At 62.6% G+C, this 25,248-nt stretch carries 27 protein-coding genes; 13 read left to right on the top strand and 14 right to left on the bottom strand.

Annotation, left to right across the window (positions count from 1 at the left end; all coding sequences use genetic code 11):
- Nucleotides 1–13 precede the first annotated feature (13 nt).
- Nucleotides 14–1,390 carry an aspartate aminotransferase family protein gene (locus AWB74_RS29730; RefSeq protein WP_061150220.1) on the top strand — a complete coding sequence of 459 codons (1,377 nt, stop codon included), beginning with the start codon at nt 14–16 and terminating at the stop codon, nt 1,388–1,390.
- Here AWB74_RS29730 and AWB74_RS29725 read toward each other — a convergent pair.
- Both AWB74_RS29725 and AWB74_RS29720 read right to left on the bottom strand, forming a co-directional pair.
- Nucleotides 1,374–2,270, bottom strand: coding sequence for a LysR family transcriptional regulator (locus AWB74_RS29725; protein WP_061150219.1), 897 nt, complete (start codon nt 2,268–2,270; stop codon nt 1,374–1,376). The genes AWB74_RS29730 and AWB74_RS29725 overlap by 17 nt on opposite strands.
- A 67-nt stretch (nt 2,271–2,337) precedes the next feature.
- Complete coding sequence (locus AWB74_RS29720) at nt 2,338–3,291, bottom strand: 2-hydroxyacid dehydrogenase (RefSeq protein ID WP_061150218.1); 954 nt, start codon at nt 3,289–3,291, stop codon at nt 2,338–2,340.
- A 327-nt stretch (nt 3,292–3,618) separates the two neighbouring features.
- On the opposite strand from AWB74_RS29720, the gene AWB74_RS29715 reads away from it, so the two are divergent.
- On the top strand, nt 3,619–4,992 hold the full coding sequence (locus AWB74_RS29715) for an MFS transporter (protein ID WP_061150217.1): 1,374 nt from the start codon (nt 3,619–3,621) through the stop codon (nt 4,990–4,992).
- A gap of 39 nt (nt 4,993–5,031) precedes the next feature.
- On the opposite strand, the gene AWB74_RS29710 is transcribed toward AWB74_RS29715, so the two are convergent.
- The gene (locus tag AWB74_RS29710; RefSeq protein WP_061150216.1) at nt 5,032–5,667 is read right to left on the bottom strand and encodes a TetR/AcrR family transcriptional regulator; all 636 of its coding nucleotides are present in this window, start codon (nt 5,665–5,667) and stop codon (nt 5,032–5,034) included.
- Nucleotides 5,668–5,839: 172 nt separating this feature from the next.
- Between AWB74_RS29710 and AWB74_RS29705 the strand changes: the two genes are divergently transcribed.
- The 4 genes from AWB74_RS29705 to folE all read left to right on the top strand — a co-directional run bounded on the left by AWB74_RS29705 (nt 5,840) and on the right by folE (nt 7,761).
- Complete coding sequence (locus AWB74_RS29705; RefSeq protein WP_061150215.1) at nt 5,840–6,271, top strand: YybH family protein; 432 nt, start codon at nt 5,840–5,842, stop codon at nt 6,269–6,271.
- A 27-nt stretch (nt 6,272–6,298) separates the two neighbouring features.
- Nucleotides 6,299–6,742, top strand: coding sequence for a VOC family protein (locus AWB74_RS29700; protein ID WP_061150214.1), 444 nt, complete (start codon nt 6,299–6,301; stop codon nt 6,740–6,742).
- Nucleotides 6,743–6,826: 84 nt separating this feature from the next.
- Nucleotides 6,827–7,030: a hypothetical protein gene (locus AWB74_RS29695; protein WP_061150213.1), complete on the top strand. Its 204-nt coding sequence runs from the start codon at nt 6,827–6,829 to the stop codon at nt 7,028–7,030.
- A gap of 80 nt (nt 7,031–7,110) precedes the next feature.
- Complete coding sequence (folE, locus tag AWB74_RS29690; protein WP_061124987.1) at nt 7,111–7,761, top strand: GTP cyclohydrolase I FolE; 651 nt, start codon at nt 7,111–7,113, stop codon at nt 7,759–7,761.
- 69 nt (nt 7,762–7,830) lie between these two features.
- On the opposite strand, the gene epsC is transcribed toward folE, so the two are convergent.
- Nucleotides 7,831–8,832, bottom strand: a complete 1,002-nt coding sequence (gene epsC, locus AWB74_RS29685; protein WP_235024722.1) for a serine O-acetyltransferase EpsC — start codon at nt 8,830–8,832, stop codon at nt 7,831–7,833.
- Between the two features lie 129 nt (nt 8,833–8,961).
- The gene (locus AWB74_RS29680; RefSeq protein ID WP_061150212.1) at nt 8,962–9,195 is read right to left on the bottom strand and encodes a hypothetical protein; all 234 of its coding nucleotides are present in this window, start codon (nt 9,193–9,195) and stop codon (nt 8,962–8,964) included.
- 280 nt (nt 9,196–9,475) lie between these two features.
- Between AWB74_RS29680 and AWB74_RS29675 the strand changes: the two genes are divergently transcribed.
- Nucleotides 9,476–10,096 (top strand): DUF3005 domain-containing protein, encoded by a 621-nt coding sequence (locus tag AWB74_RS29675; RefSeq protein ID WP_061150211.1) that lies wholly within the window; start codon nt 9,476–9,478, stop codon nt 10,094–10,096.
- A gap of 74 nt (nt 10,097–10,170) precedes the next feature.
- Here AWB74_RS29675 and AWB74_RS45795 read toward each other — a convergent pair whose 3' ends face one another.
- The gene (locus tag AWB74_RS45795) at nt 10,171–10,377 is read right to left on the bottom strand and encodes a hypothetical protein (RefSeq protein WP_143749326.1); all 207 of its coding nucleotides are present in this window, start codon (nt 10,375–10,377) and stop codon (nt 10,171–10,173) included.
- A gap of 105 nt (nt 10,378–10,482) precedes the next feature.
- On the opposite strand from AWB74_RS45795, the gene AWB74_RS29670 reads away from it, so the two are divergent.
- The 3 genes from AWB74_RS29670 to AWB74_RS29660 all read left to right on the top strand — a co-directional run bounded on the left by AWB74_RS29670 (nt 10,483) and on the right by AWB74_RS29660 (nt 12,158).
- Nucleotides 10,483–10,938 (top strand): hypothetical protein, encoded by a 456-nt coding sequence (locus AWB74_RS29670; RefSeq protein WP_061150210.1) that lies wholly within the window; start codon nt 10,483–10,485, stop codon nt 10,936–10,938.
- Nucleotides 10,939–11,043: 105 nt separating this feature from the next.
- Entirely contained in the window at nt 11,044–11,646 is a 603-nt protein-coding gene (locus AWB74_RS29665) for a short chain dehydrogenase (RefSeq protein WP_200822049.1), read from the top strand.
- Nucleotides 11,647–11,732: 86 nt separating this feature from the next.
- A complete protein-coding gene (locus tag AWB74_RS29660; RefSeq protein ID WP_061150208.1) occupies nt 11,733–12,158 on the top strand; it encodes a GNAT family N-acetyltransferase in 426 nt (141 codons plus the stop codon).
- On the opposite strand, the gene AWB74_RS29655 is transcribed toward AWB74_RS29660, so the two are convergent.
- From AWB74_RS29655 to AWB74_RS29635, 5 genes are all read right to left on the bottom strand, one after another.
- A complete protein-coding gene (locus AWB74_RS29655) occupies nt 12,155–13,093 on the bottom strand; it encodes an SMP-30/gluconolactonase/LRE family protein (protein WP_061150207.1) in 939 nt (312 codons plus the stop codon). The two genes, AWB74_RS29660 and AWB74_RS29655, sit on opposite strands and share 4 nt — an antisense overlap.
- A complete protein-coding gene (locus AWB74_RS29650) occupies nt 13,090–14,463 on the bottom strand; it encodes a type II toxin-antitoxin system HipA family toxin (protein WP_061150206.1) in 1,374 nt (457 codons plus the stop codon). Before AWB74_RS29650 ends, AWB74_RS29655 begins: the two co-directional genes overlap by 4 nt.
- Entirely contained in the window at nt 14,463–14,717 is a 255-nt protein-coding gene (locus tag AWB74_RS29645) for a helix-turn-helix domain-containing protein (protein ID WP_061150205.1), read from the bottom strand. The genes AWB74_RS29650 and AWB74_RS29645 overlap by 1 nt, the downstream gene beginning before the upstream one ends.
- Before the next feature lie 133 nt (nt 14,718–14,850).
- Nucleotides 14,851–16,428 (bottom strand): aldehyde dehydrogenase (NADP(+)), encoded by a 1,578-nt coding sequence (locus AWB74_RS29640; RefSeq protein WP_061150204.1) that lies wholly within the window; start codon nt 16,426–16,428, stop codon nt 14,851–14,853.
- 257 nt (nt 16,429–16,685) lie between these two features.
- The gene (locus AWB74_RS29635; protein WP_061150203.1) at nt 16,686–18,215 is read right to left on the bottom strand and encodes an MFS transporter; all 1,530 of its coding nucleotides are present in this window, start codon (nt 18,213–18,215) and stop codon (nt 16,686–16,688) included.
- A 265-nt stretch (nt 18,216–18,480) separates the two neighbouring features.
- Here AWB74_RS29635 and AWB74_RS29630 point away from each other — a divergent pair, with 265 nt between their 5' ends.
- From AWB74_RS29630 to AWB74_RS29620, 3 genes are all read left to right on the top strand, one after another.
- Nucleotides 18,481–18,954 (top strand): universal stress protein, encoded by a 474-nt coding sequence (locus AWB74_RS29630; RefSeq protein WP_061150202.1) that lies wholly within the window; start codon nt 18,481–18,483, stop codon nt 18,952–18,954.
- Nucleotides 18,955–19,060: 106 nt separating this feature from the next.
- Nucleotides 19,061–19,780 carry a helix-turn-helix domain-containing protein gene (locus AWB74_RS29625; RefSeq protein WP_087039274.1) on the top strand — a complete coding sequence of 240 codons (720 nt, stop codon included), beginning with the start codon at nt 19,061–19,063 and terminating at the stop codon, nt 19,778–19,780.
- 165 nt (nt 19,781–19,945) lie between these two features.
- Nucleotides 19,946–21,247 carry an SUMF1/EgtB/PvdO family nonheme iron enzyme gene (locus AWB74_RS29620; RefSeq protein ID WP_061150250.1) on the top strand — a complete coding sequence of 434 codons (1,302 nt, stop codon included), beginning with the start codon at nt 19,946–19,948 and terminating at the stop codon, nt 21,245–21,247.
- Nucleotides 21,248–21,271: 24 nt separating this feature from the next.
- On the opposite strand, the gene AWB74_RS29615 is transcribed toward AWB74_RS29620, so the two are convergent.
- From AWB74_RS29615 to phaC, 3 genes are read right to left on the bottom strand one after another with little or no spacing between them, the layout of a single operon-like run.
- Nucleotides 21,272–23,212 (bottom strand): acyl CoA:acetate/3-ketoacid CoA transferase, encoded by a 1,941-nt coding sequence (locus tag AWB74_RS29615; protein ID WP_087039273.1) that lies wholly within the window; start codon nt 23,210–23,212, stop codon nt 21,272–21,274.
- A gap of 30 nt (nt 23,213–23,242) precedes the next feature.
- On the bottom strand, nt 23,243–24,112 hold the full coding sequence (locus AWB74_RS29610) for an alpha/beta fold hydrolase (protein ID WP_061150200.1): 870 nt from the start codon (nt 24,110–24,112) through the stop codon (nt 23,243–23,245).
- Between the two features lie 9 nt (nt 24,113–24,121).
- The gene (gene phaC / locus AWB74_RS29605; RefSeq protein WP_061150199.1) at nt 24,122–25,243 is read right to left on the bottom strand and encodes a class III poly(R)-hydroxyalkanoic acid synthase subunit PhaC; all 1,122 of its coding nucleotides are present in this window, start codon (nt 25,241–25,243) and stop codon (nt 24,122–24,124) included.
- Between the last annotated feature and the right edge of the window lie 5 nt (nt 25,244–25,248).

Here is a 25,248-nt window from a genome sequence, read left to right as displayed (position 1 = left end):
AGGAGACGACGACATGAACGATCGAATCGATTCGACAGCGCATTACCGCGCGCTCGACGCCGCGCATCATCTGCATCCGTTCTCCGACATGGGCGCATTGAATCGCGCGGGCAGCCGCGTGATCGTGAAGGCCGAAGGCGTGTATCTATGGGATTCGGAGGGCAACCGCATCATCGACGGCATGGCGGGCTTGTGGTGCGTCAATGTGGGTTATGGACGCCGCGAACTCGCCGATGCCGCGCTCACGCAGATGAATACCCTGCCCTTCTACAACACGTTCTTCAAGACGACGCATCCGCCGGTGATCGAGTTATCCGCATTGCTCGCGCAACTCACGCCGCACACGTTCAACCGCTTTCTCTATTGCAATAGCGGCTCGGAAGCGAACGATACGGCTCTGCGTGCGGTGCATCGCTATTGGGCCGTGCAGGGAAAGCCGGACAAGCGCTATGTGATCGCGCGCAGGAACGCTTATCACGGCTCGACCATCGCGGGCGCGACGCTCGGCGGCATGAGCTATATGCACGAACAGATGCCGTCGAAGATGGAGCATGTCGCGCATATCGATCAGCCGTATTGGTTCGGCGAAGGTGGATCGATGGATGCGGCAACGTTCGGCATCGAGCGTGCGCGTCAGCTAGAAGAGAAGATTCTGGAACTCGGCGCAGACAACGTCGCAGCGTTCATCGGCGAGCCGTTTCAGGGCGCGGGTGGCGTGATCTTCCCGCCGTCGAGCTATTGGCCCGAGATCGAGCGCATCTGCCGCAAGCATGATGTGCTCTTGATCGCCGATGAAGTTATCGGCGGATTCGGACGCACGGGCGAATGGTTCGCGCACCAGCACTTCGGCTTCGAGCCGGACGTCATCACGATGGCCAAAGGCCTCACGAGCGGCTATGTTCCTATGGGCGCGGTCGCGTTATCCGATGCCATCGCGGACGCGATCGTGAATAACGGCGAATTCAGTCACGGCTTCACGTATTCGGGGCATCCGGTCGCGGCTGCGGTTGCGGTTGCGAATCTGAAGTTGTTGCGAGACGAAGGCATCGTCGCGCGCGTGAAGAACGAGGTCGGGCCGTATTTTCAGCAACGCTTGCGCGAAGTGCTCGGCGATCATCCGATCGTCGGCGAGATCGTGGGCGCGGGGCTCGTCGCAGGTATTCAACTGGCTGCCGACCGGGCGACGCGCAAACGCTTCCCGAATGGCGACGATATCGGCACGCTATGCCGTGACTTCTGCTTCGCGGGCAATCTCGTGATGCGCGCAAGTCACGATCGCATGTTGCTGTCGCCGCCGCTCGTCATCACGCATGACGAGATCGATGAAATCATCGACAAGGCCAAAGCCGCACTCGACGCGACATCGCGCGCAATCACGCACGCCTCTTAGCGAAGTAATCCGCCGCCATGTGCCGGAAGGCCGTGACGGCGGGATTATCCTGATCGGAACGCCACGCCATGCTCATTTCGGCCTGAACGGGTTTGCCGGCAATTTCCCTGAATTCGACGTTGTCGTAGTGAAACCGTTGCGACGATGCGGGAAGAATCGACACGCCCAAACCCGCGCGAACGAGAGACAGGATGGTCGGCGTCTGATCGATGTATTGCGTGAAATGCGGCTTCACTTCATCCGCGACGAGCATGCTCATGATGCGGTCGTAGAAGTATTTTCCGTGCGTCGGCGAATGCATGATGAACGCCAGCTCGTGCAATTGCTTCAGCTCGATCTGCTCGAAACGCGATAACGCGTGTCCCGCGGGCAGCGCGACGATCATCGGTTCGCGGTCGACGAGAAGAAACTCCACCTTCTGCCGCGAAGGCAATGGCCGCATGAAACCGAGATCGATGACGTTTGCCTCGAAGCCTTCGATCTGCGCGACGGAGATCATTTCGAGCAGCACGACATCGATATCCGGCAAGTCGTGCTTCGCGGCGACCAGCAGTTCGGGAATCAGCTCATAACCCGCGGCGCCCGTAAAGCCGATGCGCACACGCCCCGTCTTGCCTTTGCTCGCGCGCCGCACCGTGCTTTCCGCTTGCTCGGAGAGATTGAGCAGACGCGTCGCGTCGGCAAGAAACACGCGCCCTTCAGTGGTCAGCTTGACCGTGCGGCCGACGCGTTCGAACAGCTTCACGCCGAGATTTTCTTCGAGCAGATGAATCTGCCGGGAAAGCGGCGGCTGCGTCATGTTGAGCAGCGCGGCCGCTCGCCTGAAGTTCAGCTCCGTCGCGGCGGCGACGAAGCAACGCACTTGTCCGAGATCGAGCATTCGTAATCGACGTTGAAGTGATAGCCGATCATTATATGTTCGCGCCGGACGTGTTACCGCTCAAGCGTCAGGTCGTCAGACTGCCTTCGGGGCGCTGACCAGCAAGCCCTTGCTCGAGACTCGCGAGCACCATCTCGCCCATCGCCGTGCGCGATTCGACCGTCGCACTCGCGCGATGCGCCTGCAACACCACGCGATCCATGCCGAACAATTCGGACGGCACATTCGGTTCGTCGACGAAGACATCGAGGCCCGCACCCGCTATCGCGCCGCGCGACAGCGCTTCGACGAGATCGCTTTCGACCACGAGCTTGCCGCGTGCGATGTTGATGAGATAGCCGTCCTTGCCCAGCGCGTCGAGCACGGCTGCGTTCACGATGCCCTTCGCTTTATCGGCGGCGGCGGCGAGTACGAGAATGTCGCTGTCGCGTGCGAGCGAAAGAAGATCCGGCGCGAAGCGATAATCGACGTCATCCATCTTTCGCACGTCCGTATAAGCGATCGGACAAGCGAACGCGGCGGCGCGCTGCGCGATTGCGCGGCCGACCTTGCCGAGTCCCACGATACCCACGCGCTTGCCGCTGAATCTGCGCGACAACGGAATCGCGCTCGGGCTCGGGTTTTGCACCCACTTGCCAGTCTTCACGAAGTCATTGCCCGGACAGATCTCTCGCAACGCGGTGAGGATCAAACCAATCGCGAGGTCGGCCACATCCTCGGTCAATGCGCCGAACGTGCCCGTCACCGGAAGGCCGCGCGAGCGCGCGAATTCGAGGTCGACCGCATCGGTGCCGACGCCGTTCACCGCGATCACCTGCAACGCGGGCAGGCGCTCGATCAAATCATTCGAAATGCCCGTATGACCACCGGTGATCACGCCGCGAATCGATGCGCCGTGCTCGCGGATATAGGCGTCCTTGTCGTCCTGTTCGAAGAGGCGATGCATCGTGTAGCGTGCGTCCAGCTTTTCGTTGATGGCCGGTACGAGGATAGGGTTCAGTTGCAGAATGCTCGGCTTCAATTCGCATGCTCCTGGAATTCGGTTTCTGATGTGGAGCGGATCATCTCTGCTTTTGCCGATAACGTCCAATCCCAAAAGGCTATCAATTGATCCACGAATCGAAGCGATGAAAATGCGCGCGGAATCGATTCAATCCGGGAATCAGGTAATAGCAAGAAAAGATTGGACGCTCTTGCGGGTCGTCCCCACAATTCGAAGCATCGGAAGGCATATCGACAATAAAGCCTTTAAAAATGACATCGGAGACAACAGCGTGATCCTGCGCCCTACCCGCTATTCATCCATTCGCCTCTCATATGCAGCAACCCATGCAACGGAGGCCTCGCGATGAGCAACGCCGACGGCATCATCGGGTCCGCAAAAGCAGAGCCCATTGCGGAGAAGCGCACGAAGCATCGCTGGGTCGTAATGGGGCTGATCTTCTGCATCTGGGCGATCGCCTGCGCGGATCGCGCCAACTTCGGCATCGCGCTGCCGTATCTGAAGAAGGAATATCACATCACCAATACCGAGGCCGGCCTGATCGTGAGCCTGTTCTCGTTCGCTTACGGCTTCGTGCAGATTCCCGTCGGCCTGCTTTATAAAAGACTCAGCGAAAAGACGACGGGCTGGCTCTTTTCCGTCTTCATGATTCTCACCTCGGTCTTCACCGGCCTGATGGGCACGACGTCGTCGGTGTTTCTGCTGATGGCGTATCGCGTGGGCCTCGGCTTGTCTGAAGGGCCGCTCGGCATCGGCTGCACGAACGTCATCAACCGCTGGTTTCCCGCGAAGGAAAAAGGCACGGCCGCAGGCCTGTGGATCGCCGCATCGAAGCTTGGGCCGTTGATCGTGCCTTCGGTGTGCATCATCGTGATCCAGCTTTGGGGATGGCGCGAGATCTTCTATGTGTTCGCGGTGCCGGGCATCGTGCTCGCGATCGTGTGGCTGTTCCTCGTGACGAATTCGCCCGGCGAGAACCGCTTCTGCTCGCCCGCCGAGCGCCGCTATATCGCCGATGAAACGACCGTCGGCAACAGCAGCGGCAAGGCATTTGCCCGCGCACGGATGACGCCGATGCCCCGCCTGGATGCGATCAATCGCACGAAGCGCGTGCCGCAGCTCGAAACGATTCGGCAAGTGTTCGGCTCGTGGAATATCTTCGGCATTGCGTTGGGTTATGGCTGCATGATCGGCATCAGCAATATCTTCATCTCGTGGATTCCCACGTATCTCGTCACGGTGAAGGGGTTCGCTTCGGTGAAGATGGGCTTTCTCGCATCGGCGCCTTTCATCGGCGCGGTGACGGGCAACATGCTGGGCGGCATCATCTCGGATCGCCTGCTCGGCGGCCGCCGCAAGCCGATGATGATGCTCGGTGCGCTCGGCACGATGATCATGACCTTCCTGCTGATCGACGCACCCGACAGCGTCGCGTATCTCGGCGCGGCGCTGATGCTGGCGGGCCTGATGCTCGGCATCGGCTTCGCGGGCTACTCCGCGTATCCGATGGGGCTGGCTACGAAAGCAACCTATCCGACGGCGTTCGGCATCGTGAATTCGGTGGGCCAGATCGGCGGTGCGTGCGCACCGCTCGCCGTCGGCTTCCTGCTCGACAGCTATAGCTGGACCGCAGTCTTCCTCTATATGGTCGGAACGGCGACGCTATGTCTGCTGCTGCTCCTGAGCGTGGTGGAACCAGTCGCGGAAGAAACCCGATAGATAGACGAGTCGCGCCGCTCCACGCGGCGCGATTATCTTTCAAAGCCCGTTTTCGACCATATCGAGCAAGCGGCTTGCAAGCGGTTCGATCTGAGCACGCGTCAATCCTTGCAATGGGCCTTCGATCACGAGCAACGCGAAGCCATGCACCGCGCTCCACGCGAGATATTCGGCTTCGGGGCGGCGCTTCGTGTCGAGCGCGCCCGCCTCCACCATTTCATCCAGCGCACGGCTCAGCAACTGAAACGGATCGAGTCCGCTCGGTCCTACGCCGTACGGTTCCTCGTGTTCGGCCCATTCCGCTTGCGGCGCGGCGAATGCCGTACGAAAGAGCCCCGTCTCCGTCTGCGCGAAACACAGATAACCCGCGCCGATGGCTCGCAGACCCGCACGCGCGGTGTCCGCCCGACGGCGCTTTTTAGGCCGCGACGCGAGTTCCTCTTCCATCGCCTGCGCAACCTGCGACAGCGCCGCGGAACGCACCGCCGATAGCAATTCCTGACGGCTCTCGAAGTGGCGATAGGCCGCGTTGGGCACGACGCCCGCGCGACGCGTGGCTTCGCGCAGCACGATCGCATCCGGGCCGCCTTCGCGCGCCAGTTCGATGCCCGCTTCGATCAGCGCGCGTCGCAAATCGCCATGTCGGTATGTGCTGCGCGGCTTGCCATTCGTCATTTTTATTCGTGGGCGTTTTCACATGTGGACACTGTCCATTATCTCTGCTACTTTTTGTGGACGGTGTACACAAGCGAAAAAATAGTTTCGCCCCGGTGCTTGCCGTTGCTTTGTCACGACGCGGCGGCATCGTGTTCTTCGGTACGAATCGACAATCAGCAGGAGGCGGATCATGACGGAGTCGAACGATCGTGCGCAGGCGAGTGAAGATGTCGCGCGCATCCGCGAATTGATCGAAGCGTGGCGGCAGGCGGTGCTCGCGAAAGACGTGAACGCGCTCGTCAGCCACTACGCCGCCGATGTCGTCGTGTTCGATGTCGTGCCGCCCGCGTCGCTGCGAGGCGTCGAGCATTACCGCGAGAACTGGCAGCGCTGGTTCGACAGCATGAAAGGCCCGCTCACGTTCGAGATGCGGGAAGTGGAAGTCGCCGCGAGCGGCGATCTGGCTTATGCGCACTCCGTCAATCGCGTCGCCGTGGGCGAGCAGGATGACATCGTGCGCGCCACCGTGTGCTTCAGAAAGATCGATGGCGACTGGCGTGTGGTGCACGAGCACGCATCGGTGCCGCTCACGATGGATATGGACCCCGACGAGAAGTCATAACCGCAACGCATGAACCAAGGAGCAGACATGCAAGTGCAACCCTATCTTTTTTTCGAAGGCCGCTGCGAAGAAGCGATCACGTTCTACCGCGAGAATTTAGGCGCGCAAGTCGTCATGATGATGCGTTACAGCGAAAACCCCGAAGCCGGCAAGGCCGAAGCGGCCAGCGGATGCGGCATTCCCGCGGGGTCCGAAAACAAGATCATGCATTCGGCGTTCACTATCGGCGATTCCATGCTGATGGGCTCGGATGGCATGTGCAGCGGCAAGCCGGATTTCAAGGGCGTATCGCTCTCCCTCACGGCCAACGACGAACAGCAGGCGGAGAAATACTTCAATGCGCTTTCGAACGGCGGTCAGGTGCAGATGCCGATGACGCAGACGTTCTTCGCGAAACGCTTCGGCATGGTCGCCGACAAGTTCGGTGTGACGTGGATGGTGCTCGGCGGCGTCGAGCACAAGCCTGCCTGAACATACGCTGAGCATGCGCTGAAACGTCCGGCTGGAACGCGGCTTGCGCGCCTTTCATCGCACCATTTCGAAAGGAGACGCGACATGAGCAATTACGCCGGACGTTCTCAGGAAGACCGCATCGCGCAGCGCAAGGGCAAGAAGCCGCTGTCGCAGGAACAGCCGGGCGGGTCGATGGCCGAGCCCGGCACGGAGCCCGACAAGGACCATAGCAGCGGCCAGCTGACCGAGGAAGGCAAGCAGGTCTGGCGCACGGGTTCGGGCATCGACGGAGGCGGAAAGACCTGACACTCATATCAGTCTTCGGAAACGTGAAACAATGGCGGGGTGCCGAATGCACTGATTGCATTGACTGACAGGAGTTTTCGATGAGCGCCCCGCGCAAAAACCATCTTTCAGGCTCGGACATGCCTGCTGAACCAGCCGATCGTCCGACCCGCGAGGAAGCCGAAGCCGCCGTGCGTGTTCTGTTGCGCTGGGCGGGCGACGACCCGCGCCGCGAAGGCCTGCTCGATACACCGGGCCGCGTCGTGCGCGCGTACGAGGAATTCTTTGCGGGCTATACGCAGAGTCCGCACGACATCCTCGCGCGCACGTTTTCAGAAGTGCAAGGTTATGACGAAATGATCGTCCTGAAGGACATTCGTTTCGAAAGCTATTGCGAGCACCACATGGTGCCGATCATCGGCCGCGCGCACGTCGCGTATCTGCCGAACAAACGCGTCGTCGGCATCTCGAAGCTAGCGCGTCTCGTCGATGCTTTCGCGAAACGCCTGCAGATTCAGGAGAAGATGACCGCGCAGATCGCCGATACGCTGGACGAAGTGCTGCAGCCGCTCGGCGTCGGCGTGATCCTCGAGGCCGCGCATCAATGCATGTCGACGCGCGGCGTGCATAAGGCGGGCGTGTCGATGGTCACATCGCGCATGCTCGGCTCGTTCCGCGACGATCCATCGACACGCCGCGAGTTTCTTTCCATCGTCGGCAATCAGAGCGCGTTCAGCGTGTCGAATACATAAGAAAGCTGCGCAGAAGTACGCGCAAAAGAGAAAGGGCCTCGCGGCCCTTTCGTCGTTTCATGCGTTGCTTCATGCGCCGAAGCCGTTACCTGGCACTTCCGGTCCGCTGCCCTCGCGGACCTTGCCTTGCGAGACGTTGCTGCCCGGCGGCACGCTGTGCGTGAGCCACACATTACCGCCGATGACCGAGCCTTTGCCGATCGTCACGCGGCCGAGAATCGTCGCGCCAGCATAGATGACCACATCGTCCTCGACGATCGGATGGCGCGCATTGCCCTTGACGAGCGCGCCGTCGCTCGTCGAAGGAAAGCTCTTCGCGCCGAGCGTCACGGCCTGATAGACGCGCACGTGTTGCCCGATCACCGCTGTCTCGCCGATCACGACGCCCGTGCCGTGATCGATGAAGAAGCTCGGCCCGATGGTCGCGCCCGGGTGAATGTCGATGCCGGTCAGCGAATGCGCGATCTCGTTGATGAAGCGCGCGAGCAGCGGCACGCCGAGCTTGTGCAGCGCGTGCGCGAGCCGGTGATGCGTCATCGCCCATACGCCCGGATAGCACAGCAGAATCTCGGTGATGTGCTGCGCGGCCGGATCGCCCGTGAAGGCGGCTTGAATGTCGCTGACGAGAAGCGCGCGGATATGCGGCAACTGCGCGCCGAATTCCCGCGCGATCGCGAAGGCTTGCGCGGAGAGTGCCGCATCGCTCGAATCGCGATGTTCGGGCAGGAAGCGCAGCGCGCGGCGGATCTGTTCGTGCAGCAGACGCAAGGTGCTTTCGAGCGTCTGGCCGACGTAATAGTCGACGCTTTCATCGGTCAGATCGGGCGCGCCGTAATGCGTGGGAAAGAGCGCGGAGCGCAGGCCGTTGACGATCCTGACAATCGCCTCGCGCGAGGGCAACTCGCGTATGCCGAGCGGATGCCGCGTGCGATGCAGTTCCTCGCGCGACTGGCGCAAGTCCGCGACGATGCGTGCAAGGCCCCATTCCTGCGGACCGTCGTGCGTCGTGTCGTGGGAAGAATCGAGCGGCGGTACGGCGCCAGGCGTGGGCGTGTTCTGCATGTCGGCCATGAAACGAGAGAAGCGGCCGCCGCGCTTAATGCACGACGGGTGAAACATCAAGCGTAACCGGTTTTACGGAAGCCTGCCGTGCGGCGGTTCGTACGTCGGTGTTCGCGATGTTTCATGTGGACATCGCCCTCACACCGTTATGTTGCTTGCGTCGATCCAGCGCACGGCCCAGTCGCGCGCGTGCGCGATGGCGTCGTTCTCGCTGCGAAATCGCAAGTCGGACGGGAAAAAGCGGTTCGCGACGAGCTCGCCATCGCTCGTTCGCGAGATCACCACATACGGCTGATAGCTGCCATCTCCGGCCCGGGCCGGCGCGCAGTTTAAAAGGTAGCCTCGATGTGAAAAGGCTGCATCGTGTTGCATGAGTCACCTGTCTGAAAGTGCCCTGCTCATTCGAATCGCATTGCTCTTCGACGGCAATGGCAGATGCGCCCTCCTGATGTTCGCATCGTGCCTGTTGCGCTTTGCCGCCGACAGGTTCCAAATAATACTTGCAGGACATCGGCTTGGGGCCGAAAAAAGCGCCCGAAATTTTGGGTATCCGTTAAGGCGCCTTCCTGCAAGGCTCGCGGTTCCGTCGCCAAATAGCCGGAATGAGTTTTGCGTGAAGGCTTGGTTAAGTTCATGTCCAACGGAGCATGTGATGAACAACGCTGAAGGAAACGAGTCGCAAGACAAGCAAAACGAGCGCGCCGCTGATAGTCCGATCAAGACGCCGGCCGCGGAAACCGCGCATGTGAAGCTGAGCGACGCGATGAAGGCCGCAGCGGGCGGCGAGGCGCACGCGGGTGCGGGCGCGGCCCCCGCCGTGAAGTCGGAAACGACGAAGTCGGGCATGCATGTCGGACCGCAAGGCTTCTACGAGAAGACGCCGCGCGGCGTGGATGTGGCCAACGACGACGGGCTCGACGATACCGTCGACGCCGATGCCAAAAGCATTCACGCGCGGCGCGAAGCGGAGATGCTCGCGCGCGAACCGGACTCCGTCATCAACTCGAACGCGACGACGGTGAACTACGTGGCCGAGCCGGGCGATGGCCTCGGCGGCTTCGACAGCCGTCCGGGCCGCAATGGCGTGCTGGTCGCGCTCGAGCGCGGGTATCGCCTGATCGATCGCGGCATGGTCGCGCCGACGGTGCCCGAGGTCGAAGACAAGGTGCGCTACGAAGGACGCGACCCTCACGGTCACACGTTGCGCGGCCGCAAGCACTACGCGCTCAATCATCTGCGGCCTTCGCGACTGATCGAGCTGGAGCGCAGTTGAATGCGGCGCATGTCTGCATAACGAAAGAGCCGCATTGGAGTATGCGGCTCTTTGTACTTCATGACGCTTTCACGTCACTTCTTTTCTTTCTTCTCGTCATCGGTTTCGATGCGCGTCACGCCGCCCGTCGCGGGCGGATCACTTGCGGGAAAGGTGTCTTCGACCGCCTTGTCGACATCTTCTTCGTCCCGTTCGGAATGAGGGTTTTGTTCCTTGTGTTCCTTTTGGCTCATGTCGGTTCCTGGTCGTCGTTTATCGTTGTCGTATGAAGCAACACGCATGCCTCGGACCTGGCACGGCGTATGCGCTTTGGGATCGCCAACGAACACGCCGCATCGCAGCAAATGCGATTCGGGGACTAGAATCGATAAACGGGGGAAGGCCAGATGACCACGATCCACGCCTACGACGAGTACGAGCACGAGCCGGACGAAGCAGCTCAGATCGAGCCGGCGGCGCGGCATGTCGTGACGCCCGAGCAGCGTTTCACGTCGGCGATTGCGTGCCTCGGCGCGGCCTACGCATTGTCGTGGACCGAGTTCGCGCTCACGCTCGCCATCGGGCTGCCTGGCGAAGCGTCGAGTCATCCGCTCGCGGCATCGATCGCGTCGCGCGTGCTGGTTGGCCTGCTCTACATCTGCGTCGCGTCGCGCTTGCAATGGGCGCGCTGGCTCACCGTGGCGCTCGGCTTTCTCGCCGTCGCGCTCGTCGCGCCGACGCTCGCGATGCAATGGCATGTCTTCCCCGCCGGCGCCTTCGTGAGCGGCGCGGCGCTGGTCTGCAAGTTCGCGGCGTCGCTCTACCTGCTTTCGCCGATGCCCGCGCGCATGGCAAAGCAATAGCCATTCGAAACCCGCGGTTTGCAATCCTCGAAGCGCACGCACCTTTTTCGCGCGCCCGCGCGCTCGCACAATGGCTGATCTCCCTCAACGTACATTGCGAGCTCGATCATGAAAATCGCTGTCATCGGTGCGACCGGCACGGTCGGCCGTGCGGTCGCCGCAGAACTGAAAGCCCGTCATGAAGTCATCGAGATCGGTGCGACGCGTGGCGCGCATCGCGTCGATCTGCTCGATCTCGGCAGCATCAGGCGGCTCTTCGACGAGATCGGCCGCGTCGATGCGATCGTCGCCACGGCGGGCCACGTGCATTTCGGCAAGCTCGTCGACATGACGCCCGAGCAGTTCCGCGTCGGTCTCGATGACAAGCTGATGGGTCAGGTCAATCTCGTCCTCACGGCGCGCGACTATCTGAACGACGGCGGCTCGTTCACGCTGACGAGCGGCATCGTCGGCGCAGCGCCGATTCGTGAAGGCGCAAGCGCGGCGGCGGTCAACGGCGCGATCGAAGGTTTCGTGCGCGGTGCGGCCATCGAATTGCCGCGCGGGCTGCGCATCAACGTCGTGAGTCCGACGATGCTCGAGGAAGCGCGCGAAAGCTTCGGCCCCTACTTCCGCGGCTTCGAGGCCGCGAGCGGCGCGCGCGTGGCGCTCGCGTACAGCCGCAGCGTGGAGGGCGCGGAAACCGGGCGCATCTATAACGTGCACTGACAGGCGCGGCCGGCGCGAAGTGTGCATGGAGCACGGCGCAGCGATCGCTTATCCTCGGCGCTTCATGACGACGACGGAGCGGTGCGATGCAGTGGACCCGGGACGACTATCGGTTGAGCACGGACATCGATGAATTCGACTTCGATGTCGTGCATCGCTACCTGAGCGAAGTGGCTTACTGGTCGCCGGGCATCGCGCGTGAAAAAGTCGAGCGCGCCGCGCGCCATTCGCTCGCGTTCGGGCTCTTTCTGCGCGACGAGCAAATCGGCTACGCGCGCATGATCACCGACACCGCGACCTTCGCGTATCTCGCCGATGTATTCGTGCTGCCCGCGCATCAGGGCGCGGGACTCGGCAAATGGATGATGCAATGCGTGATGGCGCATCCGGACCTGCAAGGGTTGCGGCGCATGATGCTCGTCACCTCCGACGCACACGGCCTCTACGCGCGTCAGGGGTTTGCGGCGAGCAGGCACCCGGAGCGCATCATGGAAAGGATCGGCAAGGCTTAGCCGCCCTTTGCGCCCTGCGTGTTGACGTAGAGCGCATAGAGTCCGTGGCTCGCCGCCATGAACAGCCGGTTGCGATGCCGCCCGCCGAAGCACACGTTCGCGCAGCGCTCCGGCAGATCGATATGGCCGATCGCTTCGCCTTGCGGCGTGAACACGCGCACACCGTCGAGTCCGGCGTCGCCCATGCCCCAGCCGCACCACAAATTGCCGTGGATATCGACGCGAAAGCCATCGGGCGTGCCCGCTTCCGCATCGATCAGAAGACGCGGTTCACCGAGCCTGCGGCCGCCGTCGATGACATCGAACGCGTAGATCGTGCGCGGCGTCGAGCGCGATTCGACCACGTACAGCACGGATTCATCCGGCGAAAACGCGAGACCGTTCGGACCGGTGAAGGCGTCGATCATCATGGTGATTTCGCCGCTTTGCCCATCGACGCGATACACGCACGGCTTCAGTTGCGCTTCGTTCTTTTCGCCTTCGTAGAAGCCGTCGATGCCGAAGGTCGGATCGGTGAACCAGATCGAGCCATCCGACTTCACGACGACATCGTTCGGTGAATTGAGCGGCTTGCCGCCGTAGCTGTCGGCGAGCACGGTAATGGCGCCGTCGTATTCGGTGCGCGTCACGCGGCGCGTGAGATGCTCGCAGGTCACGAGCCGCCCTTCGCGGTCGCGCGTGTTGCCGTTCGCGTTGTTCGACGACTTGCGGAACACGCCCACCTGACCGCTCTCCTCGTCCCAGCGCAGCATGCGGTCGTTCGGGATATCGCTCCACAGCAGATAGCGGCCATCGCCGAACCAGACCGGCCCTTCCGACCAGCGCGCGTCCTGAAAGAGACATTCCACCGACGCCGATGCGATGCGCAGCGTGTTGAAACGCGGATCGAGTACGCGAATGGCGGGGTCGGGATAGCGGCGCTCGGAGTGGGTCATGCTTGTTGGTCTCCCAAAAGGTTCGAGGTCTCGGCTGCGGGCATCGCTTCGAGCGCAGCAAGCGATTTGCGCATGCCCGCGAAAATACGCTCTGCCACACGATGCGGAAAATTGCCCGGCAGTTGCGCCGCAACTTCGTCGATCACAGCCGGCGTGCGCCCGATGATCCGCTCGATGATCGGCTCGGCGCTCTCCCCGTATCCGCATTTCAGCGCCATCGCGTTGAAATGCCGTCGCTGAATGTCGCGAAGCGCATAGTGCCGCGTCTTGCCCGGTATCGCCATCGCGAGCTTGGTCTTGTACCACGACCACTGATTCGCGCCATCGCCTTCCACCGGCCAGATCGACATGACGTCGTACAGCGGCGTGAGGCGGTATTGTCCGCCTCTCAGCAGGTGAATGCTGAAGTTCTTCGCGTGGCCGTCCGGTGCGGCAAGCAGCCAGAAAAGAATCTGCGACGTGATCAATGTTTCGATGTCGCCACGTGCACGGCTCGATTGCTGCAGCACACGCGCGAGATCGATCACGCCCGGACCGCCGTCCTGTTCGTACTTCTTGTGCGGAGGCAGCGCGTTCACCTGACAGAAATCTTCCTGCGGCAAACGAAGAATCCATTCGCCTCCCGGATGCAGGCGCCGGTCGAAACGCTCGACGACGAGCACGCGCCGCTCGCCGAACGTCGCGATCTCCACGTTCGCGACGGGCGAGCCAAACGCCTGCAAGAGGCGCATGCAGAGCCATTCGTTCTCGACCGAAGTGGTGAGGTCGGCGCGGCGATTGCCGACGAGTCCGAGCGGCAGCTTCAGGATATGCGTGGTCGGCGTGGCGCCGTGCGGCTTGAGCCATCGTCCATCGTGACGCAATAACGCGGTCTTCTCCTGCGCACCGGCAAGCGAGATGCGAAAGTCGTCATCATCGTCCGTGCCGAAGGGCGGGCCGCCGGCGACCTGGCCGAGCAGATGTGCGACATCCTGATCGGTGAGCGGCGTGCCTTCGATCGTGCCGACGCCCGCGGGCGATTCATCCTCCGCGAGCAGTTGCACCGCGCCGACACAATCTCGGCCGATGGCTTGCAGCAGATCGAAGGCGTCGAGACTGTCGGTCTGGAAGCGCTGCGCGATGCGCCGCCGGATGGCCTCGCTATCGGGCAGGAGATTGTCGAAGTAATTCATGACCGCGTCGCCCTTGAGCGGCGCGCCGTCGAGCTGGATCGGCAGCGACAGGGAAAGCGGGCGCGCCTCGTCCGAGCCGACCCACGCATCGTCGTAGATGAGTTCCGCGGTCCCGCGCGCGGGCAGACGCCATAGCGCCACGCGTCGTCCATTGGCCCAGACCGACAACGATCGGGCGTGAGGCTGGCGACCCGCCATCACCAATCCGCCTCGTTCGCCTCGTACAGGGGCGCATCGGGCCGATCCTGAATCAGTAGCTGAAGTCCGTACACGCCGAACATCGCGAGCAGCTGCTCCAGTGTCAACGCGCTCGAATCGCGCTCGAGCGTCGAAATACGGCTCTGGCTGATGCCGAGCCGCGCGGCGGCTTGCGTCTGCGTCAGGCCCGCGCGTCTGCGGCCCGCCGCGAGCACGTGACCCATCTGGCCGATGGTAGCGATGACTTGTTGCATGGCGCGATTATCTGCATGGCGAATAAATGCATTTTATTCGCCACGCGCATATTCGTCAAATTTGGCATGCGCCAGATATCTCCGAGACGAATAAAACGCATTTATTCGTGACAGAGATAATGCCGTCTGGTACTCAGTTCGGCCCCAACTCCCCATCCCTCAAGCGCCAGAGCGACAGCGGATTGTCCTCCGCCAGCGCCTCGGGCAGCAGCGCCGCCGGCAAGTCCTGATAGCACACCGGCCGTAGAAAGCGCTCGATCGCCATCGCGCCGACCGACGTCGAACGGCTATCGGACGTCGCGGGGAACGGCCCGCCGTGCACCATCGCGTAGGACACTTCGACGCCCGTCGGAAAGCCGTTCGCCAGAATCCGCCCCGCCTTGCGTTCGAGCACCGGCAACAGCCGCCTTGCGAGCTCGATATCGCCCTTTTCCATCAGCAGCGTCGCGGTGAGCTGGCCTTCGAGATGACGCGCGACCGAGATCATTTCGTCCTCGTCGCGGCAGATGACGATCACCGACGTCGGCCCGAAAATCTCGCCCGACAGTTGCGGCTTCGCCAGAAACTCCTCGGCGTTCACGCGATACAGCACCGGCAGCGCACCGCTCGCCGCTTCGCCCTTCACGCCCGTCGCGATGTTGCGCGCGCCCGACGCGTCGCGCTCCTTGATCCCGCTCGCATACGCCCCGGCGATTTGCGACGTGAGCATCGTCTGCGTTTCCTTCTTCATGATCGCGGTCGCGGCGAGGTCGATAAAATCATCGAGATCCGGGCCTGCCAATGCGATGACGAGCCCCGGATTCGTGCAGAACTGGCCGACGCCGAGCGTCACCGAATCGATGAAGGCCACCGCGAGCGTATCGCCGCGCGCCTCGAGCGCAGCCGGCAGCGCGAACACCGGATTGACGCTGCTCATCTCGGCGAAAACGGGAATCGGCACGGGCCGCTTCGCCGCGATATCGACGAGCGCGAGGCCGCCACGCCTCGATCCCGTGAAGCCGACCGACTGGATCGCCGGATGCGCGACGAGCGCCTCGCCGATCGCATTGCCTTCGCCGACGACGAGCGAAAACACGCCCTCGGGCAGCCCGCTGTCCGCGACCGCCTTCTGCACCGCGCGCCCGACAAGCTCGGACGTGCCCAGATGCGCCGGATGCGATTTCACGACGACGGGACACCCCGCCGCGAACGCGGACGCGGTATCGCCGCCCGCGACCGAAAACGCCAGCGGAAAGTTGCTCGCCCCGAACACCGCGACCGGCCCGACGGGAATCTTTTGCAAACGCAGGTCGGAACGCGGCAGCGGTTTCCTGTCCGGCTGCGCGGAATCGAGCGTGGCCGCGAGCCATCGCCCTTCGCGCACGAGCGACGCGAACAGGCGCAATTGCCCCACCGTGCGGGCCCGCTCGCCTTCGAGACGCGCCTTCGGCAGCGCGGATTCGGCCATCGCGCGTTCGATCAGCGTGTCGCCGAGCGCGATGATGTTGTCCGCGATCGCCTCCAGAAACTGCGCGCGGGTTTCGAGCGGCGCGTGGCGATAGTCGTCGAAAGCGGCCTCCGCCAGTTCGCACGCGCGCGCCACTTCCGCCGCGCCGCCGCCGCCGAATGCAGGCTCGAGATCAGCGTTGCGGGCCGGGTCGAACGCACGGAGCGTGGCATCGGCGCCCCGCACGGCCGATGCGCCGATCAGCATTTCTCCGGTGATCTTCATGTCAGCTCCTCATTTCTGTGGGCGATGAAAGACGCGCGCGATGCGGCCGTTCGTCAATCCGAGTGACCCGCGGCCCGCGCAAGCGTTCCGCGCGAACGCCGCGGGCCGCCGTCGAGGGCGATGAAGCAAACGCGATGCACGGTCGGGACCGGGTGAACCCGGGGTATGAATCCTCGGCGCGAAGGCCGGCCCACGCGGTCGGCGCCGTGACGCCAAAAACTATAGTCGGGGCGAACCGCTTATCAAAGGCGCCGCTCTCAGGGCTTCGGCACCGGCGTCGCCGGCTTGCGGAACGTGATGTGCGCGATGCGCCGCACCAGCAGCGCCGCCACGAGCGCCGCGACGGCCGTCAGCATCACGCCGATGTGGATCGACTGCACGAGCGCGTCGCGCGCCGCGTCGAGGAGCGCGGGGGCATCGAGACCGGCGGCGGAGAGTTCGCCGAGCGTGCGGTCGCGCAACGCTTCATCGACGAGAATGCGCGGATCCGCCAGACGCGGCAGCCATTGCGCCGACACCGGCGCGCCGAGCACGCTGACCGTGCGCCCGACGACGCTCGCGTAATGATGCGCGACGATCGTCCCGACGATGCTCGTGCCCATCATCCCGCCGACCATGCGCGTCGACTGCAGCAGCGCCGTCGTGATGCCGAAGCGCTCGCGGCCCGCGATCTCCTGTCCGAAGATGTTCATATTGTTGAGGATGAAACCGAGGCCGATGCCGGTCGCGCCCATCGGAATCGCGATCCACAGGTGCGGCGTCGAGGCGCGCGCGAATGACAGCGCGACGGACGCGAGCAGCAGCAGCGTGAAGCCGATCGACAGAATGTTCACCGGCTTCTTCATGTGAATGACGATGCGCGTGTTGATGAAACTGCCGAGCGCGATGCACGCCGCGATCGGCGTCGCGAGCAGGCCCGCGTTCTGCGGCGAAAGCCCGAAGCCGCCTTGCAGCAGGAGCGGCGCGAAGAAGATCAGCGAGAACATCACGAAACCCGCGAGGAACGACAGCGTGAAGAGCGTGTTCATCTGCGCATCGCGGAAAATATCGAGCGGAATGATCGGATGCGTCGCGCGGCGCTCACAGATCAGGAGCGCCGCCGCGCACACCGCCACGCCGATGCCAAGCGCGATGTTCGCCGTCGTGAGTCCATCCTGCGGCAGCGCTTCGATCAGCGCCTGAAAGCCGCCGAGCACCAGCGCGACGAGCGCCGCGCCCGTCCAGTCGATCTTCACGCCACCTTCGCGCGGCCGGTGCAGGTTCGGCAGATGCAGCCAGATGAAGTAGAGCGCCGCCGCGCCGACCGGCAGATTGACGAGAAACGTCGAGCGCCAGCCCCAGTGCTGACTCATCCAGCCGCCGAGCGACGGCCCCGCCGCCGTGCCGATGCCGTATGCCGCCGCGAGCACGACCTGCCAGCGCACGCGCGTGCGCGGATCGGGGAACAGATCGGGAATCGACGCGAACGCGGTGCCGACCATCATGCCGCCGCCGATGCCCTGCAAGCCGCGCGCGAGCACGAGAAACAGCATGCTCGGCGCGAGCCCGCACAACACCGACGCGACCGTGAACGTGATCACCGCCGCGATCACGAAGCGTTTGCGCCCGAAGTAATCGCCGAGCCGCCCGAACACCGGCACCGTGACGACCGATGCGAGCAGATAGGCGCTCGCGATCCACGCGTAAAACTCGAAACCGTGCAATTCCGCGACGATCGACGGCAGCGCGGTGCTGACCACCGTCTGATCGAGCGCGACGAGCATGTTGACGAGACCGATGCCGAGCATCGCGTAAAGAGCGGTTCTGAACGGTAAGGCGTGCGGCGTTTGAGTCACGGTCGGGCAGGCAGGCTGGAGAAGTGCTAAAAAGAACGCGGACGCTATTTAAGCAGGCGCTGATGTCGAGAACCACGAATTGTACGGCTTGAATTTGCGCTGGATCGACTTATCGCAAAAAAGCCGCGCTGCGGCGCGACGCCAGCGCTCTATCATGCGAAAGACATTCGAGACAGCGCGCCGCCTTTCAATCGATCGTTCCACGGGGACAAACGTCATGTTCAAACGCATTCTCGTCGCTATCGACGGCAGCCGGACTTCCGAGCGCGCGTTCGCGGCCGCGCTCGATCTCGCCGTCACGCATCAGGCGATCGTGCAGCCCTATTACGTCGTCGACGCCGCACCGATGTATCTCGACGTGCCCGGCTACGATCCCTCGTCGCTGCATACGAGCCTGATGGAGCAAGGCGCGACGCTCGCCCGCGACGCCGCCGATCAGATGAAAGCGCGCGGCGTCGGCGGCGAAGTCGTAACCGTCGAAGCCACCGCCAGCGACGATGTCGCGACGCTCATCATCAAGGCTGCGGACACCTTCAACGCCGACCTGCTCATCATGGGCACGCACGGCCGCAAGGGCTTCCAGCGGCTCATTCTGGGCAGCGTGGCCGAGCGGTGTCTGCGCCAGGCGACGCTGCCGGTGCTGCTGATTCCATCGGCCTCGGGGGCGCCGCCCGAAAAATCAACCGGATAAGGTAAAAAAGCTTGCTCGATCCCCTGGGTGCGTCAATTTATTACGCAGCCGGGGCGGTGGCCCATGGGACAATCGTTTTGTCATTCATCAACAAACGAGGCCCAATATGACGGCCACCGCTGACATTTCTCGCGCGCGACGCAATTCGGCGCATTGCTCGACCTGTGCGATGCGGCATCTCTGCATGCCCGAAGGCCTCTGCGCGAACGACATCGCGAAGCTCGAGAACATCATCTCCGCCACGCGCAGGGTCAAGCGCGGCGAAACGCTCTTTCGCACCGGCGACCGTTTCGATTCGCTGTTCGCCGTGCGCTCCGGGTCGATCAAGACGGTCGTCACACACAACGGCGGACGCGAGCAGGTCACGGGGCTGCTGCTCGCGGGCGATGCGCTCGGCTTCGAAGGCATCGAGGAAGGCGTGCATACGTGCGACGCCATCGCGCTGGAAGACAGTTCCGTGTGCGTCGTGCCCTACACGCTGTTCGAGCGCATGTGCCGCGAAACGGACGCGCTGCAAAGGCGCCTGCATCGCATGATGAGCCACGCGATGAACCGGGAGGTGAATCACGTTGTACGACTCGGCATGCTGCGCGCGGACGAACGCGTTGCACGGCTGCTGCTGGATCTGTCGTCGCGGCTGTCGCGGCGCGGCTATGCATCGTCCGAATTCACGCTGCGCATGACGCGCGACGACATGGGCAGCTATCTGGGCATGACACTCGAAACCGTGAGCCGCACGCTGTCGCGCTTTGACAAGGCGGGGCTCATCGAGGCGCAGGGCAAGTTCATCCGCATCCGCGACTTCGACGCCCTGCGCGCCGTCTGACGGAACGTCGCTCGCGATTATTGCGCCCTCGCGAATAATCGCCGCCCATATTTCGGTTGGCACGCGCTTCGCTACGGATTAGTCTCTTGTGTTCGGCCAAAGCTGACGTTTCGGCTTGCTTTGGCCGCATGCGAAGCCATTGGCCAGCCACGGAGATTGGGCGACATGAACCGCGAACCTTCCCTGCGTCATCCGCTGCTCGAGCGCCTTGCCGAAGCGCGCCGGGTCACGGACGAGCTCTTTGACGTCGTCAAGCGCGAGCATCTTTACGACCGGCCGATCGCCGAACGGCATCGCGTCGTGTTTTATATCGGGCATCTCGAAGCCTTCGACCGCAATCTGCTCGACCAGCGTCTCTTCGACCTGCCAAGCCCGAATCCCGCCTACGACCAGCTTTTCGCCTTCGGCATCGATCCGGTGGACGGCGGCTTGCCGACCGATCAGCCTTCCGACTGGCCGACGCTCGACGAAATACACGCGTACCGGGACAAAGTCCGCGCCGACATCGACGCGCACTTCGATCCGATCAAGATCGCCGCCAATCCCCTTTCCACTGATGAATCGCCCGCGAAGCTGCTCGAAGTCGCGATCGAGCATCGTCTGATGCATGCCGAAACGCTCGCGTACATGCTGCATCAATTGCCGGTCGATAGAAAAATTGCACCATCGGATGCACTGTCGGAGCGCGCGTCGGATCGCGAGGTCCGGCATGAAACGGTGCACGTGCCCGCGGGCAGCGCGACGCTCGGCCTGACGCACGAAAGTGGTCTGTTCGGCTGGGACAACGAATTCGGCGAGGAGCGCATCGACGTGCCCGCGTTCGAGATCGACCGCTACATGGTCACGAACGGCGACTATCTGCGCTTCATCGATGCGGGCGGCTACTGGAACGCCGCGTATTGGGACGACGCGGACTGGGCGTGGAAAGAAGAAGAGCGCATCGCGCATCCGGCGTTCTGGATTCCCGTCGACGGCGACGACGGACAAGGCGCTTGGCGACTGCGCACGATGTTCGACGAAATCGCGCTACCGCACGACTGGCCCGTGTACGTGAGTCATGCGGAAGCAAAGGCCTATGCGCGCTGGGCGGGCAAGTCGCTGCCGACGGAAGCGCAATGGCAGCGCGCGGCGCACGGCACGCCGCAGATCGCCGAAGGCAATTTCGATTTCCGCCGATGGGACCCGTCGCCGGTGCAGGCGCATCCGGAAAATCGCAGCGAGTTCGGCGTCGAAGGACAGTTCGGCAATGGCTGGGAATGGACGTCGACGGAATTCGGCCCGTTGCGGGGCTTCGAGCCGTTTCCGTTCTATCTCGGCTATTCGGCGAATTTCTTCGATGGCAAGCACTTCGTCATCAAAGGCGGCTCACCGCGCACCGCGGCCTGTATGTTGCGGCCGAGCTTCCGCAACTGGTTCCAGGCGCATTATCAGTATGCGTACGCCGGGTTCCGGTGCGTGAGCGGTTGAAACCGATAACCGAGGCCGACAATCTCACGCCAGCTCTCGCGCATGGAGAAACTCAGTGGCCTCGGCGTGAGTTTCAAAAACATGCGCCGCGGCCTGGCGGGACGAAAGCGCTTCGCCGAGCTTCATGCGCATGAAGGCACTCGTGGTGTAACGCGTGGTCGTCGAATAATGCTTTGCCTGCAAATCGGCGACCATTTCGAAGTACGCGTCAGCCAGCGACTCGTCGAGTCGGAAGCCGTCGTAGTTGACGATCAGCGCCACCCGCCGGCCGACCTTCGTACATAGCGCTTCGAACACGCGACGCACGCACTCGATATCATCTGTACTCCGAATCGCCATCGCTTCGAAGTTCGCGAAGAGAATGTTGCGGTCCGCGTCATAGCTGAGGCGATCGGCCAACTGCAGATCTTGTAGTACGCCCGCCAGACCCATCGGCTTCGAACGATAGATGCGCGGGTCCATCAAAGCGACCTCACCGATGATCGGCCGGAACGCCATGTGTGCGAGTACATCCCGTTCGATGTCGATGCCCGGTGCCACTTCGATCAGTTGCAAGCCTTCCGGTCGAAGTTTGAAGACGCATCGCTCGGTGACGTAGAGAACCGATTGCCCCTTCGCCGCTGCGAGCGGGCCGCTGAACGTGATTTGCTCGACCGCTTCGACGAACTTGCGCGTTCGTCCCTCTGCGACGATGGACATCTGGCCACCCTCCACGGCGGTCGCCATGCCTCCGGCGGTGAATGTCCCGGCGAACACGAGGCGACGAGCATTCTGGCTGATGTTGATGAAGCCGCCCGAGCCTGCGAGACGAGGGCCGAACCGGCTGACGTTGACGTTCCCGGCGCGATCGATTTCGGCCATGCCGAGGCATGCGAGATCGAGTCCGCCGCCGTCGTAGAAATCGAACTGCTGGTTCTGATGCAGGAGCGCCTGCGTATTGATGCCCGCGCCGAAATCGAGTCCACCTTGCGGCATGCCGCCGATAACGCCCGGCTCCGCGGTCAAGGTCAGATGATCGAGCACACGCTCTTCCGCAGCGACGGCCGCTACCGCCTCGGGCATGCCGATTCCAAGATTGATCACGCCGCCCAATGGCAACTCGAAGGCACAGCGCCGCGCGATGAGCTTTCTTTCATCGAGCGCCAGGGCCGGAATCTTGTTCACGGGAACGCGGATCTCGCCCGAATACGCCGCGTTGTAGTCCGTCGCATAGGTTTGCTTGTGCGACGATGGCGGCGCCAGCACCACGCAATCGACGAGAACGCCAGGCACGACCACGTTGCGCGCGTCGAGCGTGCCACTTGAGGCAATGCGTTCCACCTGCGCGATGACGAGACCGTTGGCATTTCTCGCGGCCATTGCGGCGGCCTGAGCGTCGAGCATCAAGGCCTCACGCTCCATCGTGATGTTGCCTTCGGCGTCGGCTGTCGTGCCGCGTATCAACGCGACGTTGATGGGAAACGCTTTGTAGAACAGCCACTCTTCGCCATCGATTTCCATCACTCGCACGAGGTCTTCTGTCGTTCGTGCATTGATCTTGCCGCCGTTCTGCCGCGGATCGACGAACGTACCCAGCCCGACCTTCGTGAGCGTTCCCGCGCGACGAGCCGCCGAATCGCGATATAAGTGCGAAATGGTGCCAAGCGGAAGGTTGTACGCCTGAATGCGGTTATCTGTCGCCAGCTTTCCAAGCTTGGGCACCAGTGACCAATGGCCGCCGATCGCGCGTTGCACAAGTCCTTCACGAGCAAGCCGATTCAACCCTCGGTCCTTGCCGTCGCCGGGCGCCGCCGCAAAAACGAGCGTGAGATCGCGCGGTCCTTCGGTTTCGATGAAGCGCCGCTCGAGCGCCGCAATGAGTTCCTCAGGCGTGCCGATGCCGACGAACCCCGAGCAGCTCACCACATCGCCATCGCGTATCAATGCGATGGCCTCATCGGCGGTAACGACTTTGTCTTGGATCATGGCAGTCCTGCTTTCGCTATCGAGCGTCGGCTATTCGGTTAAGAGGTAGTTCGAGATGACGGAAATCTGCGTCTCATCCATCAATGCGGGTGCGTGGCCGCAATCGGAAAACTCGAACGCGGTTACCCGACCATTCATGGCGGCCGGGCCACGCTTGAGCATCGCTTCCACGGTGCCGCGCGCCAGCAGGTCCGAGTCTTCTCCGCGTAAAACGAGGACCGGGCAATCGATCTTGTCCCAGACCTGCCAAAGGATCACGTCGAGCAGGATCGGAATCGAAAACCGCATTCCGATGCCCGGATCGAAGTGAAAGCGAAACCTGCCTGTTCCATCCGGCACGGCGCTGTGTTGTGCGAGATGACGCCATTGGGCGTCGTCGAGCTTGCCGAACGGCGCGTGGACGTCGCGCAGATGCGCTTCGACTTCGTCGATCGATGCGAAGCGCCACGAACGCGTCAGATAGCTGCCGATCCTGCGTAACGCCGCAGCCGACACGCGCACGCCAAAATCATTGAGCACCAGTCTTCGTATCGGCGTTCCGGCTTGTGCAGCCACCAGCATGCCGATGTGCCCGCCAAGCGAGGTGCCTACCCAATCGACCTTATCGACGTCGAGCCGCGCGATCAGCGTCGACATTGCACGAACATACGCACGGTCCGTGTAGTGCGTAGGCGATGCGAGCCAGTCGCTGCGTCCGCGGCCGGGAAGATCGGGCACGATCACGCGCATGCCCTTCGCCGCGAGCGCCGCCGCAAGCGCATCGAAGTCGCGCCCGTTGCGCGATACCCCGTGAACGCAGACGACAGTCTGTTCGGCGGCAGGCGACCCCCACTCGGCATAGGCGAGCTTGTGAAAGCCGCCTCGACCGATGACGGATACGTGCTTCAACTGTGGTTGCATGACTCGTCGCTAATCTCGAGCCGATGGCGCATCGCGCTCGCTCAGCCATTCGACGATGCCTTTCGCCAACACGCCTTGCGACTTGCCGCTCACGAAGACGCCGACGTGACCGCCTTCGAGGCCGATCTCCTGATAGTCGGACGTGCCCACCGCATCGCGCAGCGCCTGCGTCGTCTTCGGCGGGATGATGTGATCGTCCTTCGCATAGACGTTCAGCACCGGCATGCTGATATCCGACAGATCAACGGTCCGTTCGCCCAACTGGAATTCGCCGCGAATCATTTCGTTGTTCTTATAGAGGTTGATAAGAAGTTGCTTCGCGGCTTCGCCCGGATGATGCGGTCTGTCGGCAAGCCACTTTTCCATGCGCAGAAAATTGAGCAGCTTCTTCTCGTCGTCGAACGTGTCGAGCAGCCCGACGTTGTATTTCGACAAGGTCGCGCCCGGCGTCATCTGCGAAAAGACATAACCTGTCAGCTCACCCGGAAGATTGCCGCTGGCCTCGATCAGCCTGTCGACATCGTCGTCGCTCATGCCGCGTGTCCAGAGGTTCAACAGCCCGTGATTGACGCGGCCTTCAGCCTGGTCCTGATGAAAGTCAACCGGCGTGATAGTCAGGATGAGGTTCTTCACACGCTCGGGGTTGAGCGCCGCATAGCACAGCGAAAATACGCCGCCCTCACAAATGCCGAGAAGATTGATCGCTTCGATTCCGTGTTCACGGCAGATGAATTCGATGCAGTCGTTCAGATAGACATCTACATAATCCTCGAACTTGAGCCAGCGATCGCTGCGACTAGGGCTGCCCCAATCGACTGCATAAACGTCGACGCCGAGCGCGAGCAGGTTGCGCAGCATCGAGCGGTCTTCCTGCAGATCGGTCATCGTGTAGCGGCCGATCTGGCCGTACGCGACGAGCACGGGAACGCTGACCTTGCGCTCAGCCGTGGACTTATAGCGATACAGCGTGGTCTTGTCTTCTCGAAAGACGATTTCCTTGTCGGCAGTCGCGATCTGCACATGCTCGTCTTTGACGCGATCGAGCATGCGTTGTCCGCGCGCGATCTTCATGCTGAAGTCGCTCAATTCGGCGAGCGCCCGTGCGGCGCCCGATTTCTGTTCGGCGGGCATAGGTT

Origin of the sequence: Caballeronia arvi (assembly GCF_001544695.2) — a bacterium.
GTDB classification, from domain to species: Bacteria; Pseudomonadota; Gammaproteobacteria; order Burkholderiales; family Burkholderiaceae; genus Caballeronia; species Caballeronia arvi.
The sequence above is the reverse complement of the archived record's forward strand: the minus strand, read 5'-3'. Positions and strand labels throughout refer to the sequence as shown.